Origin of the sequence: Klebsiella sp. CN_Kp097, from assembly GCF_040064495.1 — a bacterium.
Lineage (GTDB): Bacteria > Pseudomonadota > Gammaproteobacteria > Enterobacterales > Enterobacteriaceae > Klebsiella > Klebsiella aerogenes.
This window is the reverse complement of the sequence record NZ_JBEAIL010000005.1, coordinates 247,676-263,765: the sequence shown is the minus strand read 5'-3', so window position 1 is coordinate 263,765 and position 16,090 is coordinate 247,676. Positions and strand designations below refer to the sequence as shown.

Genomic DNA, 16,090 nt, shown 5'->3' with positions numbered 1-16,090 from the left:
TGAGTTGTAAGTGTGAATATTCGCTACGTTAGATATTTCCTCGCCGTTGCCGAACATCAGGGTTTTACCCGTGCGGCGGAAGCCCTGCATATTTCACAACCGGCGCTCTCACAGCAAATCAGGATGTTAGAAGAGAGCCTGGATGCGCAGCTTTTTGACCGTAGCGGCCGGCATATTCATCTAACGGACGCGGGAGAAGTGTTTTTGCAGTATGCCCGTCAGGCATTTCAACTGCTGGATGAGGGTCAACGCGCCATTCATGATGTCGCAGACCTCAGCCGCGGTTCTCTACGTATTGCCGTGACGCCCACTTTTACTTCCTATTTCGTCGTCCCATTAGTGGCGGAATTTCATGCGCGTTATCCGCATATCACGCTGGATATTCAGGAGATGCCGCAGGAGAAGATGGAGGGCCTGCTGCTGGAAAATGAGCTGGATATTGGTATTGCCTTTGCCGGGGGGACCGCGCCAGACATTGTTTCCACCCCGCTGTTACAGGAAGTGCTGGCGTTGGTTGTCGCGGACCATCACCCGTTGGCCCGCGAAGAATCCCTTTCTTTGAGCCAGCTCGCCGCGGAGGAGTTTATTCTGCTCAATCATCATTTCGCCACCCGGTTGCAAATTGACCACTGCTTACAGCAAGCCGGTTTTCACCCGCAGGTGACCATTGAAATGCACTCGATCAATGCCATCCTCGATATCATCCAGCGAACCCAATTAGTGACCATTCTGCCGCTAAATGTCGCCGCCCAGCGCACTGGCCTGGTGACCCGATTGCTTAAAGAAGCCGCGCTTGAGAGAACCGCGGTGTTAATGCAGCGCAAAGGCGCCCGACCAAAAGCTGCGGCGCGAATTTTCGCCGAAATAGCCCGGGAGCTGGCAGCCCAAATAGAAAGTTAAGCGTACGATGGCGCGGCCAGCATCTGGCCCGCCGCCTTCCTTCTGCGACAATCTTCCCGTAGCCAGTATGACCATTTGCGCAAAACAGATTTCCCGCGATTGGCATACTGAAATTGTTAACAATATGTATAATTTTATCTGCTAAGCGGTATTCATTATTCCGGCTTGAACGTCAGCATTATTTTCATCCTACCTTATTCCCCCTGACAAGGAATTGACAATGAGTGAACGCTCTCATGACCGAGGTAATAGCCTTGCGATGGTCATATATAATCTACTCAATCCGGTGCCTTACGGCTTTTTTATCGCCGGTCTCATCTTCGATATTATTTATCTCTACAGCACTAACGTGATGTGGGGAAAATGCGCCAGTTGGCTTATTGCCCTTGGCCTTATTTTTGCCATCATTCCGCGGTTGATTAATCTGGCGCAGGTCTGGTTTTTTACTCCTCGACGCCCGGCGGCAAAAATTGATTTCTGGCTAAACCTTATCGCTATTATTGCCGCGTTGGTAAACTGTTTTGTTCATAGCCGCGACGCCTGGGCGATTGCGCCGCAGAACGTAATCTATTCATCGATTACCGTTATCTGTCTGCTTGTTGCCAATATTATCAGCTCCACTTGCCTGGCTAATAATAAGGGGATTCGCCATGAATAAATTACTCCTGCCCCTGCCCGTTATGCTCGCCACAGCGCTGGCGCTGTCAGGATGCGATGAGAAAGCGAAACTCAGCCCGGATCAGCAGGTAGGGCCCGATCCCGTAATGCCGAAGGCCCAGGATTTCCTGATGCCGCCGATGCAGGTTCCCCGCGGCGTGGGCTGGAAGAGAGATGGACAACCGGCGGTTGCCCAGGGGCTGAAAATAGAAAAAATAGCCGATGGATTCCTGCATCCCAGAATGGTCTATGTCCTGCCAAACGACGATATTCTGGTCGTTGAAAGCAACGGTCCTGGCGAGGAACCGTTAACTACGCCGAAACAGCTGATTGCCGGGATAGTGAAAAATCAGTCAGGCAAAGGTGGAAAAGGCGGGAATCGCATTACGCTATTGCGTAAAAACGCCAGCGGCTGGGAGAAACATATTTTCCTTGAACACCTGCACTCGCCTTTCGGCGTACAACTGATTGGCGATGATCTTTACGTCGCCAATACCGGCAACATCATGCGTTATCACTACCAGCCGGGGGCGACACATATCAGCGATGCGGGGAGCGAGCTGGCTGACCTGCCCAGCACCGTCAATCACCACTGGACCAAAGCGTTACTGGCAAGCCCGGATGGTAAGAAGCTGTATGTGGGCGTCGGCTCGAACAGTAATATTACTGAGAATGGACTGGATATTGAATATCGTCGCGCCACCGTTCTGGAGGTTGATACGGCAACCGGCGCAAGCCGTATCTTCGCCAGCGGTATCAGGAATCCTACCGGACTCGGTTGGGAACCACAGACGGGCAAGCTTTGGGCCATTGCCAATGAGCGCGATGAGATCGGCGCCGACCTGGTGCCCGATTATTTAACTTCGGTGCAGGATGGCGGGTTTTATGGCTGGCCGTGGAGCTATTTCGGACAGCACGTTGACCGCCGCGTACAGCCGCCGCGCCCGGACATGGTCGCCAAAGCGATCAAACCGGATTATGCCCTGAGCTCCCACGTCGCGCCGCTGGGAATGCTGTTTTATACCGGAAACATGTTGCCGCAAACCTATCAGGGCGGCGTGTTTATCAGCGAGCATGGCAGTTGGGACCGTTCGCCGCTGAATGGTTATAAAGTCAGCTTCGTCGCTTTTAAAGACGGCAAACCGGTTGGTAAACCACAGAGCGTGATCACCGGCTTTGTCTCTCGCGATGAGAAAGAGCTGTACGGCGCGCCGGTCGGACTCGCGCAGGATAATGAAGGGGCGTTAATCATTGCCGACGATGTCGGTAATACCGTCTGGCGCGTCAGCGCAAAATAAAATATCACTATCAATTTTCCGGCTTCCCGCGGTCAGGGGAGCCTTTTTTATGCCCTGAAATTATTATCCATAGATATTGCCGGGAATAATGGAGAAAACAAAGTGATAAGCTGAGTTATCAGGACCGCTATCGTAGTTGACTACACCAGAACAGGTTGCTGAGAAACATTCATCATCAAAGAGACGTAGAGCAGATGAACCATTTATCCGCAATCAGAACATTCGTTAGCGCCGCTGACTATAAAAGTTTCAGCGCCGCCGCCAAAGCCTTAAATATTGAAGTATCCACCGTCTCTCGCCATATTTCCGAGCTGGAAGAGTATTTACAGGTGACGTTGTTTAACCGCTCAACCCGTGGATTAGCATTAACCGAAACCGGGGCATTTTTTTACTCGCACGCCCAACAACTGTTATTACAATGGGAGGAAACCCGTCAGTTAACTTCCGCACTGGATAAACAACCTTCCGGCCTGCTGCGGTTAAGCGTACCCAGTACCTTCGGCCGTCTGCACGTGATGCCTTTTGTTGATGAATTTCTTCGCCTGCACCCCAACATTTCGCTGGATATTAGTTTTAACGATGAAGTGCAGGATCTGATTGAAGCGCGCATCGACCTGAGTATTCGCATCGGCATTTTGCCTGACTCCTCGATTCATGCCCGTAAACTGGCTTCGCAGACGCGTTCAGCCTGGGCCAGCCCGCAGTGGATTGCGGAAAACCGCCCTTCTGCCACGCCGGGCGCCGACCAGCAGCAGATCAATATCGTGATGTTTTCTCGTCTGCATGGCGCCGGTTGGTATACCCGTAAGATGGGTTCAGAAGATGAATGGCAGCGCATCCCGATTAACTACCGACTGAGCGTTAGCGATAGCGCCGCCATGCTTTATGCCTGCGTCAATCACACCGGGATTGCGATTTTACCGAACTGGCTATCGCAGCAGGCAGAAGAACAAGGGCTCATTCAACGGGTATTCCCGGAGTGGGAATTTAGTATGTTCCCTAGCGAAACCGCCATCTGGATGCTGTACCCGCAAAACAGGAGAGTGCCGCATAAAGTCCGAGCCTTTATCGACTTTATGGTTGAAAAGATTGGGATGCCGCCCTACTGGGAGGAGGAGACTCATTAATGACGAGAGAAGTTGAAGCAGGGATGTGCCGGAGGAGCCCAAAGCAAAAAGGGGTTACCTTTCGGTAACCCCTTTTCATATTTGGCGGAAGCGTAGAGATTCGAACTCTAGAACCCTTTCGGGTCGCCGGTTTTCAAGACCGGTGCCTTCAACCGCTCGGCCACGCTTCCGGTATGGGGCGCACTATAAACACCTCTGCCGATGCTGTAAAGCATCATTTTGTTCAACTGCCTTAAAAACAAACAAATCTGTGTTATTCGTCTGAATTTCAGGCAGTTTGCACAGAAATTCGGCGTTAAGAGCGCCCTTTGACTCAATGTTTTATGATGTACATATCTTTGGTGTAGTAGTAACCCAGCTTATCCGGCTCGAAGCCGCCGACCCACGGCTTCACTAAATGGGTACGTACATAGTGATAAACCGGAATCGCGGGCACATCCTCAGCCAACAGATCCTCCGCCTGCTGATAGAATTTGCCTCGCGCGGCAGTATCCGCCGCCTTCGCCGCATCATGCAGCGCTTTATCATAGGCCGGGTTACTGTATTGGCTGGTGTTTTCGCTGTCGCCGGTGCGGAAGTTATTCAGGAATGACGCCGCATCGTCATAATCGGCGATCCAGGCATAACGCACGGCATCAAAATTATGCGTATGCATGGTATCCAGCATGGTCTTCCACTCCTGGTTCTGCAGCTTCGCCTCTACGCCGAGATTTTTCTTCCACATCGAACTGGCGGCGATAGCAATGCGCTGGTGCGTCTCCGAGGTGTTATACAGCAGATTAAAGACCAGCGGATGGCTTTCATTAAAGCCCGCCTCGTTAAGCAGTTTTTTTGCCTCGGCAATGCGTTTGTCGCGCGGCCAGCTGGCGTAATCCGGTTGTTTCAGCGTGACGCCGCCGATATCGGGCTGGCTAATCAGCCATGCCGGACGTTGTCCCTGCCCCATCACTTTATCGGCGATGATATCTTTATCCAGTCCCATGTTGAGCGCCCGGCGCACTCGGGGGTCATTAAAGGGCGGTTTAGTGGTATTGAGTTCGTAATAGTAGGTCGCCAGCTGTGGCGCAACGTTCAACTGCGAACCCATCGTTTTCTTGAGTAACGCAAACTGGTTCACCGGCACCGTATAAACAATATCTATCTCACCGGCTTTATAACGATTCACATCCGCCGCTTCGGAAGTAATCGGCAGATAGGTCACTTTATTGATTACCGTATGTTCATTATCCCAGTACTTAGGATTGCGTTGCGCCACGATGCGCTCGTTGACGACCCACTTCGACAGCGTGTAAGGGCCGCTGGTGACAATATGTTCCGGTTTAGTCCATTTATCCCCAAAACGCTCCACCAGCACCTTATCAATAGGCACCAGCGACGGGTGAGCAAGCATTGCGAGGAAGGCGGCGTTAGGCTGGTTTAACGTGACCTGCAGCGTGGTATCGTCCAGCGCTTTTACGCCGAGAGTTTCCGGCGGCTGTTTCCCCTCCGAGATGTCGCGGGCGTTAACAATATGCATATTGCCCGGATAGCTGGCGTACGGCGAAGCGGTGGTCGGTGTGACCAGGCGCTGCCAGCTCCAGACGATATCCTGCGCGGTAATCGCTGAACCATCGGACCAGGTGATCCCCGGACGCAGATGGAAAGTCCAGATGAGGTTATCTTTATTCTCCCACTTCAGCGCCAGCCGCGGCTGAATCTCGCCCTGCGGCGAAACGCTCACCAGCCCTTCGAACAGATCGCTAATGATATTAAACTCGACGTCGCTTTCGACCTTATGCGGGTCGAGCGAAGCGGGTTCATTACCGTTGTTCCTGACAAGCTCCTGTTTTGCTGCAAGTTCGGTACCCTGCGGGACCTGGGCGGCTATTGCCGTGGCCGCGCTGCCGAGTAAACCCAAAACCAGTAATGCGTGTGTGATGTGGTTATATTGTTGTCGTTTCATTTCCCTTGCCTTTATGCTTCGTTGATACCCCTTCCACACTTAGTCGCTGACTGGCAATAAGGCAATATTTTTCAGTGACCTATAAGATTCAGATCTGCTTTCCGCCGCTGAACGCATAAACATACTGCATTAATCTGTTTTACCAGAATAAAACGCTGTCCCACCGACACCGGGATCTGAGTAAAGATGGGTAAAAGCATTATGGCTTTCGGCTCGCTTTTCTTATGCTTCATAACTAATTACATCTGTCATAAGAGAGTGACTCATGGATCGTATAATTACCTCATCGCGTGACCGTTCATCGCTGCTCAGCACGCACAAAGTTCTGCGTAACACCTATTTTCTGCTCAGCCTGACGCTGGCGTTTTCGGCGATCACCGCCACCGCCAGTACCGTGCTGATGCTGCCTTCTCCGGGCCTTATCCTCACCCTGGTGGGTATGTATGGTCTGATGTTCCTGACCTACAAACTGGCTAATAAGCCAAGCGGTATTCTGGCGGCCTTCGCCTTTACCGGCTTCCTCGGCTACATTCTGGGGCCAATGCTGAACGCTTACCTGTCCGCAGGCATGGGCGATTTGATCGGCCTGGCGTTGGGCGGCACCGCCCTGGTCTTCTTCTGCTGCTCGGCTTACGTGTTGACGACGCGCAAAGACATGTCTTTCCTCGGCGGCATGCTGATGGCGGGCGTGGTGGTCGTTCTGATTGGTATGGTGGCGAACATCTTCCTGCAGCTGCCGGCTCTACATCTGGCCATCAGCGCGGTGTTCATCCTTATCTCTTCCGGCGCGATTTTGTTTGAAACCAGCAACATCATCCGCGGCGGCGAGACCAACTACATTCGCGCCACCGTTAGCCTGTATGTTTCGCTGTACAACATCTTCGTCAGCCTGCTCAGCATCCTCGGCTTCGCTAGCAGAGACTAACCTTCTCTCCTGCAACACCAGGCCTCGCTTATGCGGGGCCTTATTTTTTGCTACACTGCGCGCAGTTTCCGCATTATGTGAAAAATCATGTTTATCTTTGAAGGCAGTGAAATAGAGACCGATAGCGAAGGCTATCTGAAAGAGACGACTCAGTGGAGTGAAGCGATGGCGGAAGTTATCGCCGCGCAGGAAGGGATCAGCCTGTCCGTCGAACACTGGGAAGTGGTGCGCTTCGTGCGCGATTTTTATCTGGAGTTCAACACTTCGCCAGCCATCCGTATGCTGGTCAAAGCAATGGCGAATAAATTCGGTGAAGAGAAAGGCAACAGCCGCTATCTGTACCGGTTATTCCCCAAAGGGCCGGCCAAGCAGGCGACGAAAATCGCCGGCCTGCCGAAGCCTGTAAAGTGCATTTAATAGAGAATAGCGAATTTTTGCCACTCTCTGGTGGGTTGATGGGGCTCAGTTAACACCCTGTCGACCCTTGCGCTACGCGGCCCGCCGGCCTTAAGCCAGGCAATCAGTTTTTCCACCTGCTCCGCTTCCCCGCAGGCCAGCACTTCTACGCTACCATCATCCAAATTTCGCGCATAACCGGTCAGCCCCAGCTGCAGCGCTTCACGCTGCGTTGAATAGCGGAATCCCACGCCCTGGACGACTCCGTGAACCCACGCCATCGTGCATACCTTCGCCATTATTACCCCCTCAACTGCGCTATCCTGATGCAGAGAATAGCAAATTCCCACCAGCATACTCACTTTTGCCTGACGCTAAAACATCCGCCCGGCGGCGGCAGGAATGGTGCTTGCCCCAGCCAGTTATGCTAATCTACGCGCCATTTTTCGGTGCCGACACTCCGTCGCTTAAAGGTAGCTCCATGACAGATTCCATTATCCCCCGCTTAGTATTAGCCAAAGGACGCGAGAAATCCCTGCTGCGTCGCCATCCATGGATTTTCTCCGGCGCCGTCGCCCGGATGGAAGGTAAAGCTCGCTCCGGCGAGACGATCGATATCGTTGATTCGCAGGGGAAATGGCTTGCTCGCGGCGCCTATTCGCCCTCCTCGCAGATCCGCGCCCGCGTCTGGAGTTTCGATCGTCATGAAGCTATCGATAATGCTTTTTTTGAGCGTCGCCTGCAGCAGGCGCAAACCTGGCGTCAATGGCTGGCCGAACGCGATGGTCTTGACAGCTATCGTTTAATCGCCGGGGAATCCGACGGCCTGCCAGGCGTGACAATCGATCGCTTTGGCGATTTCTTCGTCCTGCAGCTGTTGAGCGCCGGCGCGGAATATCAGCGTGCGGCCATCGTCAGCGCTCTGCAGACCCTGTTCCCGCAATGCTCGATCTACGATCGCAGCGATGTGGCGGTGCGTAAAAAAGAAGGATTGGACCTGGCGCAAGGCCCGGTGGTAGGCGAACTGCCGCCAGCGCTACTGCCCATTACCGAACACGGCATGCAGCTGCTGGTAGATATTCAGGGCGGCCATAAAACCGGCTACTATCTCGATCAGCGCGATAGCCGTCTGGCGACCCGCCGCTACGTCGCCGATAAGCGCGTCCTCAACTGCTTCTCTTATACCGGCGGATTCGCGGTTTCTGCGCTGATGGGCGGCTGCCGCCAGGTCACCAGCGTTGATACCTCTCAAGAGGCGCTGGATGTCGCCAGACAGAACGTTGAGCTCAATAAGCTGGATCTGTCGAAAGCCGAATTCGTACGCGACGACGTGTTCAAACTGCTACGTAAATATCGCGATCAGGGGGAAAAATTCGATGTCATCGTCATGGATCCGCCGAAATTCGTCGAAAACAAAAGCCAACTGATGGGCGCCTGCCGCGGTTATAAAGACATTAATATGCTGGCGATCCAGCTGTTAAACCCAGGCGGCGTGCTGCTGACTTTCTCCTGTTCCGGCCTGATGACCACCGATTTATTTCAGAAAATCATCGCCGACGCCGCAATAGATGCCGGGCGTGATGTACAATTTATAGAGCAGTTCCGTCAGGCTGCCGATCACCCGGTGATCGCAACCTACCCGGAAGGACTGTATCTGAAAGGGTTTGCCTGTCGCGTCATGTAACTTGAAAAGCGGAACATCGCCCACACGTTATTCTCATGACTCAAGAACATTTGAAGATGATGGATACAGTGGGCGCCAGCGTTTCCCGGGAGGTGACTATGATTGCCAGCAAATTCGGTATCGGCCAACAGGTTCGCCATACGCTACTCGGCTACCTTGGCGTAATCGTTGATATCGATCCAGAGTATTCGCTTGACGAGCCCGCCGCGGATGAAATCGGCGCCAACGATGAACTGCGCGCGGCCCCCTGGTATCATGTTGTGATGGAAGATGAGGACGGCCAGCCGGTCCACACCTACCTCGCGGAAGCGCAGCTCAGCAGTGAAGCCAGCGATGAACATCCCGAACAGCCGTCGATGGACGAACTGGCGCAGACTATCCGTAAGCAGTTGCAGGCGCCGCGTCTGCGTAACTGACTGGCCTTCACCGCGATGTTTCTGTTAAAAACCCCGCAAATGCGGGGTTTTATTTTACTTCGCTAACCCTAGTCGGGGAATTTCAATAGCCGGACAACGGTCCATAACCACATTTAATCCCGCTTCACGCGCCATCACCGCCGCCTGTTCATTAATCACGCCGAGCTGCATCCACAACGTCTTTGCCCCGATGGCAACCGCCTCTTGCGCCACACCCCACGCCGCTTCAGAGTTGCGGAACACATCAACCATATCGACTTTTTCCGGAACTTCCGCCAGGGTTGCGTAGCCTTGTTGACCAAGTAGGGTTTTACCTGCGACCTTCGGTGAAACCGGAATGACGTGGTAGCCCTGTTCCAGCAGATATTTCATTACCCGATAGCTCGGGCGATCGGGTTTGTCGCTGGCGCCTACCAGCGCAATCGTCCGGGTGGTGGTCAGAATGCTAGCAATATCGTTCTCTTTCATCATAATCCTCCTGCGCTTTAGCCCTAGTGTAAGCTAATCCATGTAAACCAGCCATCAAGCCTAACTCACAGATACGGCAAAATTTTTCTTTCCGACGCTTGCAGCATCAGTCACTTCCAGTACTCTGTCTGCAGGTTAATATAAGTGGAACCCAATTATGGAACTGACAACACGCACCTTACCCGCACGCAAACATATCGCGCTGGTAGCACACGATCACTGCAAAGATCTGCTGATGAAATGGGTCGAACGTCACCAGGCGCTACTGGCTCAGCACCAGCTCTATGCAACCGGGACCACCGGCAATCTGGTCTCACGCGCCACCGGGCTGGAAGTGAAAGCGATGCTGAGCGGACCGATGGGCGGCGACCAGCAGGTAGGCGCGCTGATTTCGGAAGGGAAAATTGATGTACTGATCTTCTTCTGGGATCCGCTCAATGCGGTACCTCACGATCCTGACGTCAAAGCGCTCCTGCGTCTGGCGACGGTGTGGAATATCCCGGTAGCCACGAATGCCGCCACCGCTGACTTTATTATCCAGTCGCCGGACTTTAATCAACCGATTGAAATTTTAATCCCTGATTACCAACGCTACCTTGCCGAGCGCCTGAAGTAATCCCCACGGCGGCCTGATGGCCGCCGACGATCAGGGCTTTCGCGCTACCGGCACGCCCAGTTCCTGCAGTATCTCAACAAATGACGAAGGCCGTTCTTTATTGAACAGCAGCCAGACCCGCAGGCGAGCGCGGGTTATCGCCACATACAGTAGCCGACGCTCTTCAGCATCCGGGAAATCTTCCGGCTGTGGCAACAACGCTTGTTCCATTACCGACTCTCTTGCCGGCGCCGGGAAGGCGTCATCCCCCTCCTGCAGGCCCAACACAATAACAAAGTCAGCCTGCTGGCCTTTGCTGGCATGAATTGTCATAAAATCTAGCTGCAGATGCGGCCAGCGGGTCGCGGCCTTTTCCAGCGCGGCGGGCTTCAGATGGTGATAGCGCGCCAGCAGCAAAATTCGCTGTTCGGGTTTAACGTAGCCGCTCAACTTGTCGAGCAGATCGTCGAGTTTATCGTCAGGCAGCAGGGTCACCGCTTTCTTATCGCCAGCCGTGAGGCTATTCAGCGGTTTAGCCAGTTGATGCGGGTTTTGCTGAATAAAACCGTTGGCAATCTCGCCGATACGACCGTTAAATCGATAGGTGGTATCCAGCGCACAACAGTCCCCTTCACCAAAGTAGTGGTTAAATGCCGTGGTTAAAGAGAGCTGCGCGCCGCTGAAGCGATAAATCGCCTGCCAATCGTCACCCACGGCAAATAACGTTGTCTGTTTATTTTGCCGACGCAGCGCCGCCAGTAGTTCTGCACGCTGTGGAGAGATATCCTGAAACTCATCAACCAGAATATGTTTCCAGGGGCTCACAAAACGGCCTTTATCCAGTATGTTAACCGCCTGGTGTATAAGCCCGGAGAAATCAACGGCATTTTCCTCTTTCAACGCTGCTTTCCAGGCTTTCAGCAGCGGGGCCATCAGTTTCACACGCTTATTAAAAAGATCGCGGACTTCTTCAGGGGCGCTGGCGATCATCTCCGCCTGCGAGCCGCCGTGCATGCGCATTAAACTAACCCAGCGGTCAAGGCGGCCGGCCAGGCGGCGCAGCAGCGCACGATCCTGCCAGAAATCGCCTTCGTCAATCTGCCACTCCATCTCATCCACCAGCCACTGACGCCAGCCTTTGGCCTGCGCTTTTTTCTCCTGACACTGCTGCTGCCAGGCCTTCAACAATAGCTTTTGCCGGGCGGCTGTATCGTTTTCCAGCTTACTGATCGCCGGCACTTTCTTGCTGCCCTGCTGAATAATATGTAACGCCAGTGAATGGAAAGTTCGCGCGGCAATCTCGTCAGTTCCCAACCGCTCCTGAATACGTTCATCCATTTCCTGAGCCGCCTGACGGCCAAAGGCCAGTAGGAGGATCTGATCCGCCGCTGCTTCGCCGCGATTTAATAACCACCCGGCACGAGCGACCAGTACCGACGTTTTGCCGCTACCGGCGCCAGCAAGAACCAGCAGCGAACGCTCGCCGTTAACCACCGCCCGCGCCTGCGCCGGGTTGAGCGGCGAAGACTCAATCTTATCGAAGAAACCGCGATACTGTTCCAGCATAGCTTCGGTATAGGCTTGATTATGCGCCAGGCGAGCCTCGTCGATATCGCTAAGCCAACATTGGCACTGGCGCCACAGTTCGCGGCAATTATCGAATTCATCCAGACGGCTCTCAGGGAAAGGCAACCCGGTTAAAGCCCGGCGGATTTTATCCTGCACGTCCGCGACCTGCTGGCGCGTCAACCACTTACCTTCGGCGCTGGCTCGTTCAATTTCACTTAACTGCTGGCGCAGCAAGTCCGCGGCGATTTCGCTCATCTCCGCGCTCCACTGCTGCCAGAGATTATTGAGATGATGAAAGAAATGCTGCGTCTCAGTCCATTCGGTACCATGCAAACGCACAACTTTGCTTTCCGGCAGCACGAACTCCAGCTCGCCCCACACAAGGCCACGCTTACATTGAACTGACAATAACTGATTGAAAGGTATAAGATACTCATGACGATCGCCTGAGACTTTGACCCCGGCATTAAGCAACTGCACCCGATCATAAGGATGCTGTGCCATGCGTTTGCCCAATGTTGTCGCTTTAAGTTCCATATATCGCCAAATTTCAATCAGTTTGAATGTATTTAAGTTTAACCGCCCGCGAGCAGGTGCTCCAGCGCAAAAAAACGTTACAATTGCCGGGTCTTATTATCCACAGGGTTAACCAGAGGGTTTATGCGTACCATTCTGAATATTTTGAACTTTGTTCTTGGCGGTTTCGCCACCACGCTCGGTTGGCTACTGGCGACGCTGGTCAGTATTATTTTGATCTTCACGTTACCGCTGACGCGTTCATGTTGGGAAATCACCAGGCTATCGCTGTTCCCCTACGGTAATGAAGCCATTCATGTTGATGAACTGGAACCTGAAGCAAAAAACAGTTTACTGAACGCGGGCGGCACTATTTTGAATATTTTGTGGTTCATGTTCTTCGGTTGGTGGCTGTGCCTGATGCATATTTTCAGCGGTATTGCGCAGTGCCTGACCATCATTGGTATCCCCGTGGGGATCGCCAATTTTAAAATTGCCGCCATTGCACTTTGGCCGGTAGGACGCCGCGTGGTCTCCGTTGAAACGGCTCGCGCCGCGCGCGAAGCCAACGCCCGCCGTCGCTTTCAGTAATTGTACGGAACACTGTTATGTTAAGCCCCCTGCTCCGCCGTTATACATGGAATAGCGCCTGGCTATATAACGCCAGGATATTTATTGCGCTTTGTGGCACCACGGTTGCGCCGTGGTGGATTGGCGAAGTCAAACTCACCATCCCGTTAACGCTTGGGGTGGTTGCCGCGGCGTTGACCGACCTCGACGATCGCCTTACCGGGCGGTTACGTAATCTCGCTATTACGCTGGTCTGCTTCTTTATTGCCTCCGCGTCGGTGGAGTTACTGTTTCCATGGCCGTGGCTGTTTGCTATTGGGTTAACCCTGTCCACGACGGGTTTTATCCTGCTCGGCGGGCTGGGTCAACGCTATGCCACCATTGCTTTCGGCGCCTTACTGATCGCTATCTACACCATGTTAGGGGTCACTCTGTATAACAGTTGGTACCTGCAGCCGCTCTTTTTGCTGGCTGGCGCCATCTGGTACAACGTATTGACGCTCGCAGGGCATCTTATTTTTCCCATCCGCCCACTGCAGGATAATCTTGCGCGCAGCTATGAACAGCTGGCCCAATACCTTGAACTTAAATCCCGACTGTTCGATCCGGATATCGAAGATGAAAGTCAGGCCCCGTTGTACGATCTGGCGCTCGCTAACGGCAAGCTGGTTGCGATGCTTAACCAGACGAAAGCGTCTTTACTGACACGCCTGCGCGGCGACCGCGGGCAACGCGGCACTCGTCGCACCCTTCAGTATTATTTCGTCGCCCAGGACATTCATGAGCGTGCCAGCTCATCACATATTCAGTATCAGACGCTTCGCGACCATTTCCGCTACAGCGATGTGATGTTCCGTTTCCAACGGATGTTGTCAATGCAGGCGCAGGCCTGTCAAAAACTTTCCCGCGCCATTCTCTTACGCATCCCGTATCAGCATGATGCGCACTTTGAACGCGCCTTTATGCATCTGGACGCGGCGCTGGATCGCGTCCGCGCCAGCGGCGCGCCGCAAGATCAGGTCAAAGCGCTGGGTTTTCTGCTCAATAACCTACGCGCTATTGATGCGCAATTGGCAACTATCGAATCGGTGCAGACCAGCGTGCTGGCCAGCAACCATCCCGAAAATCTGCTTGCCGACGATCGCCCTAGCGGGTTTAGCGATATCTGGTTACGACTGCGCAGCAATATGACGCCGGAATCGGCGCTTTTCCGCCACGCGGTGCGAATGTCACTGGTGCTGTGCGCGGGCTATGCGTTCATTCAGTTTACCGGCCTCAACCACGGTTACTGGATTCTGCTTACCAGCCTGTTTGTTTGTCAGCCGAACTATAACGCGACCCGGCATCGTCTGGCGTTAAGGATCATCGGTACATTGATTGGCGTCGCGATCGGCCTACCGGTGCTGCTGCTGGTTCCCTCGGTTGAAGGCCAGCTGCTGCTCATTGTACTAACCGGCGTGCTGTTTTTCGCTTTTCGCAACGTGCAGTATGCGCACGCCACTATGTTTATCACGCTGCTGGTACTGCTGTGCTTTAACCTGTTAGGTGAAGGATTCGAAGTCGCTTTACCGCGTATCCTTGATACGCTGATCGGCTGCGCCATCGCCTGGGCGGCAGTGACCTTTATCTGGCCTGACTGGAACTTCCGTAACTTACCTCGCGTACTGGATCAGGCCATCAACGCTAACTGCCGTTATCTTGACGCTATTCTCGAGCAGTATCATCAGGGGCGCGATAACCGTCTTGAGTATCGCGTTGCCCGGCGTAACGCACATAACCGGGATAGCGAACTGGCATCAGTGGTATCAAATTTATCCACAGAGCCTAAAGCCGACACCACGATGCGTGAAACGGCATTCCGCCTGTTGTGTCTTAACCATACCTTTACCAGCTATATTTCCGCGTTGGGGGCGCACAGGGAAAAACTGACGACTCCGGAAATACTGGCGTTACTCGATGATGCCGTCTGCTACGTCGATGATGCGCTGCATCATTCTCCCGCAGACGAACAGCGTGTTCAGCAGGCGCTCAGCAACCTGCAATCGCGAATTCAACATCTGGAGCCGCGAGCCGACAGTAAAGAACCATTGGTCCTGCAGCAGATTGGGCTACTGCTCGCACTGCTGCCGGAAATATGTCGTCTGCAGCGCCGGATTGCTGGTCAACCGGAATAATCCTCCACGCTGTATCCTTGTGTATTAGCCCACTCCCGTAGCTCCTGGCGCCGCTGCGCCGGGAGCGCGGCGGAATGAATGCCGGCAATCGCGCCCGCCAGGGACTCAAGGACATTGATTGATATTCCTTTATTATGCTCTCTCAATTTTAACCAGCTCTTTTCCGCCCCGAGTGTACGCAGCATTTTCACATCGGTTATTCCGGCATGGATCAACATCAACTCCATATGGAAGCTGATATTAGGCAAATTCTTTAGTCTGCCGGAATCACGCTGATGCTGCTTTTCGCTTCGCGCCGAATGCAATGACAGCTGCGATAGGTGAAACAGCATTTTACTGTCCTGCCATAGTGCTTCATCTATCCGGTAATACTTTAAGGCCACTGGCCGGCCATTCTTGCGCATCATCAGCATCGGGCTGTGATGTTCAACCCGATAAGAGGCGCTTTGTTCGCAAACCCTAAGATAGATTTCGCCCTCAGCCACCATGGCGAATACGGTATTTTCAATCGCCAGACTATACCCGCCGAATAAAGGCCGGCTACTGATTTTACCTAAGGGGGAAAGGCACTCCTGAAACTGGAGGAACCGTAATTTTGAAATTTTCTTCATGATCATTCCTTTGGTAATCATGCACATAAAAGTAATTTTATTAACGGATCCGTTATTGAAGAAAATAAGTGAGTTCGTTTTGTGCAGCAAGATGAATTTTGGCTTCATCTCAATCAGCTCGCTGTTTTGCGAGGCGCTTTCAGGAAAAAGTTATTCTGCAAATTGTGTTACAGAGACTCGCTGAATACTTAAGCAATGTTAATTGATGAACAGCATATCGGCCCCATTGAGGACACGCCCGG

General features: G+C 53.2%; 16 protein-coding genes and 1 tRNA gene. 11 read left to right on the top strand and 6 right to left on the bottom strand.

Annotated elements, in window-relative coordinates; all coding sequences use genetic code 11:
* Positions 1 to 12 precede the first annotated feature (12 nt).
* The 4 genes from cynR to ABLV07_RS07910 all read left to right on the top strand — a co-directional run bounded on the left by cynR (position 13) and on the right by ABLV07_RS07910 (position 3,982).
* Positions 13 to 900: a transcriptional regulator CynR gene (gene cynR, locus ABLV07_RS07925; RefSeq protein WP_020079229.1), complete on the top strand. Its 888-nt coding sequence runs from the start codon at positions 13 to 15 to the stop codon at positions 898 to 900.
* 220 nt (positions 901 to 1,120) lie between these two features.
* Positions 1,121 to 1,558, top strand: a complete 438-nt coding sequence (locus tag ABLV07_RS07920; protein ID WP_021463497.1) for a DUF2231 domain-containing protein — start codon at positions 1,121 to 1,123, stop codon at positions 1,556 to 1,558.
* The gene (locus tag ABLV07_RS07915; protein ID WP_042892865.1) at positions 1,551 to 2,855 is read left to right on the top strand and encodes a sorbosone dehydrogenase family protein; all 1,305 of its coding nucleotides are present in this window, start codon (positions 1,551 to 1,553) and stop codon (positions 2,853 to 2,855) included. The genes ABLV07_RS07920 and ABLV07_RS07915 overlap by 8 nt, the downstream gene beginning before the upstream one ends.
* A 194-nt stretch (positions 2,856 to 3,049) precedes the next feature.
* Complete coding sequence (locus ABLV07_RS07910) at positions 3,050 to 3,982, top strand: LysR family transcriptional regulator (protein ID WP_046884160.1); 933 nt, start codon at positions 3,050 to 3,052, stop codon at positions 3,980 to 3,982.
* A gap of 82 nt (positions 3,983 to 4,064) precedes the next feature.
* Here ABLV07_RS07910 and ABLV07_RS07905 read toward each other — a convergent pair.
* Positions 4,065 to 4,152 (bottom strand) — tRNA-Ser (locus tag ABLV07_RS07905).
* Between the two features lie 143 nt (positions 4,153 to 4,295).
* Positions 4,296 to 5,924, bottom strand: coding sequence for an ABC transporter substrate-binding protein (locus ABLV07_RS07900; RefSeq protein ID WP_046884159.1), 1,629 nt, complete (start codon positions 5,922 to 5,924; stop codon positions 4,296 to 4,298).
* A gap of 265 nt (positions 5,925 to 6,189) precedes the next feature.
* Between ABLV07_RS07900 and yccA the strand changes: the two genes are divergently transcribed.
* Together yccA and tusE are read left to right on the top strand one after the other, a co-directional pair.
* Positions 6,190 to 6,849 carry an FtsH protease modulator YccA gene (gene yccA, locus ABLV07_RS07895; RefSeq protein ID WP_015704916.1) on the top strand — a complete coding sequence of 220 codons (660 nt, stop codon included), beginning with the start codon at positions 6,190 to 6,192 and terminating at the stop codon, positions 6,847 to 6,849.
* A gap of 87 nt (positions 6,850 to 6,936) precedes the next feature.
* Positions 6,937 to 7,266 (top strand): sulfurtransferase TusE, encoded by a 330-nt coding sequence (tusE, locus tag ABLV07_RS07890; RefSeq protein ID WP_015367412.1) that lies wholly within the window; start codon positions 6,937 to 6,939, stop codon positions 7,264 to 7,266.
* On the opposite strand, the gene yccX is transcribed toward tusE, so the two are convergent.
* On the bottom strand, positions 7,263 to 7,544 hold the full coding sequence (yccX, locus tag ABLV07_RS07885) for an acylphosphatase (protein ID WP_015704915.1): 282 nt from the start codon (positions 7,542 to 7,544) through the stop codon (positions 7,263 to 7,265). The two genes, tusE and yccX, sit on opposite strands and share 4 nt — an antisense overlap.
* Before the next feature lie 182 nt (positions 7,545 to 7,726).
* Here yccX and rlmI point away from each other — a divergent pair, with 182 nt between their 5' ends.
* A complete protein-coding gene (rlmI, locus tag ABLV07_RS07880; RefSeq protein WP_015367414.1) occupies positions 7,727 to 8,929 on the top strand; it encodes a 23S rRNA (cytosine(1962)-C(5))-methyltransferase RlmI in 1,203 nt (400 codons plus the stop codon).
* Positions 8,930 to 9,027: 98 nt separating this feature from the next.
* Positions 9,028 to 9,345 (top strand): heat shock protein HspQ, encoded by a 318-nt coding sequence (gene hspQ, locus ABLV07_RS07875; RefSeq protein WP_015367415.1) that lies wholly within the window; start codon positions 9,028 to 9,030, stop codon positions 9,343 to 9,345.
* A 54-nt stretch (positions 9,346 to 9,399) separates the two neighbouring features.
* Here the strand turns inward: hspQ and ABLV07_RS07870 are convergent, their stop codons facing one another.
* Entirely contained in the window at positions 9,400 to 9,813 is a 414-nt protein-coding gene (locus tag ABLV07_RS07870) for a CoA-binding protein (RefSeq protein WP_015704912.1), read from the bottom strand.
* Positions 9,814 to 9,970: 157 nt separating this feature from the next.
* On the opposite strand from ABLV07_RS07870, the gene mgsA reads away from it, so the two are divergent.
* The gene (mgsA, locus tag ABLV07_RS07865; protein WP_015367424.1) at positions 9,971 to 10,429 is read left to right on the top strand and encodes a methylglyoxal synthase; all 459 of its coding nucleotides are present in this window, start codon (positions 9,971 to 9,973) and stop codon (positions 10,427 to 10,429) included.
* 30 nt (positions 10,430 to 10,459) lie between these two features.
* On the opposite strand, the gene helD is transcribed toward mgsA, so the two are convergent.
* The gene (gene helD, locus ABLV07_RS07860) at positions 10,460 to 12,514 is read right to left on the bottom strand and encodes a DNA helicase IV (RefSeq protein ID WP_047041726.1); all 2,055 of its coding nucleotides are present in this window, start codon (positions 12,512 to 12,514) and stop codon (positions 10,460 to 10,462) included.
* Positions 12,515 to 12,637: 123 nt separating this feature from the next.
* Here helD and ABLV07_RS07855 point away from each other — a divergent pair, with 123 nt between their 5' ends.
* Both ABLV07_RS07855 and yccS read left to right on the top strand, forming a co-directional pair.
* Positions 12,638 to 13,084, top strand: a complete 447-nt coding sequence (locus ABLV07_RS07855) for a YccF domain-containing protein (protein ID WP_020079238.1) — start codon at positions 12,638 to 12,640, stop codon at positions 13,082 to 13,084.
* A 17-nt stretch (positions 13,085 to 13,101) separates the two neighbouring features.
* The gene (yccS, locus tag ABLV07_RS07850) at positions 13,102 to 15,237 is read left to right on the top strand and encodes a YccS family putative transporter (protein ID WP_020079239.1); all 2,136 of its coding nucleotides are present in this window, start codon (positions 13,102 to 13,104) and stop codon (positions 15,235 to 15,237) included.
* On the opposite strand, the gene ABLV07_RS07845 is transcribed toward yccS, so the two are convergent.
* On the bottom strand, positions 15,225 to 15,848 hold the full coding sequence (locus ABLV07_RS07845) for a TfoX/Sxy family DNA transformation protein (RefSeq protein ID WP_026612357.1): 624 nt from the start codon (positions 15,846 to 15,848) through the stop codon (positions 15,225 to 15,227). The genes yccS and ABLV07_RS07845 overlap by 13 nt on opposite strands.
* Positions 15,849 to 16,090 lie beyond the last annotated feature (242 nt).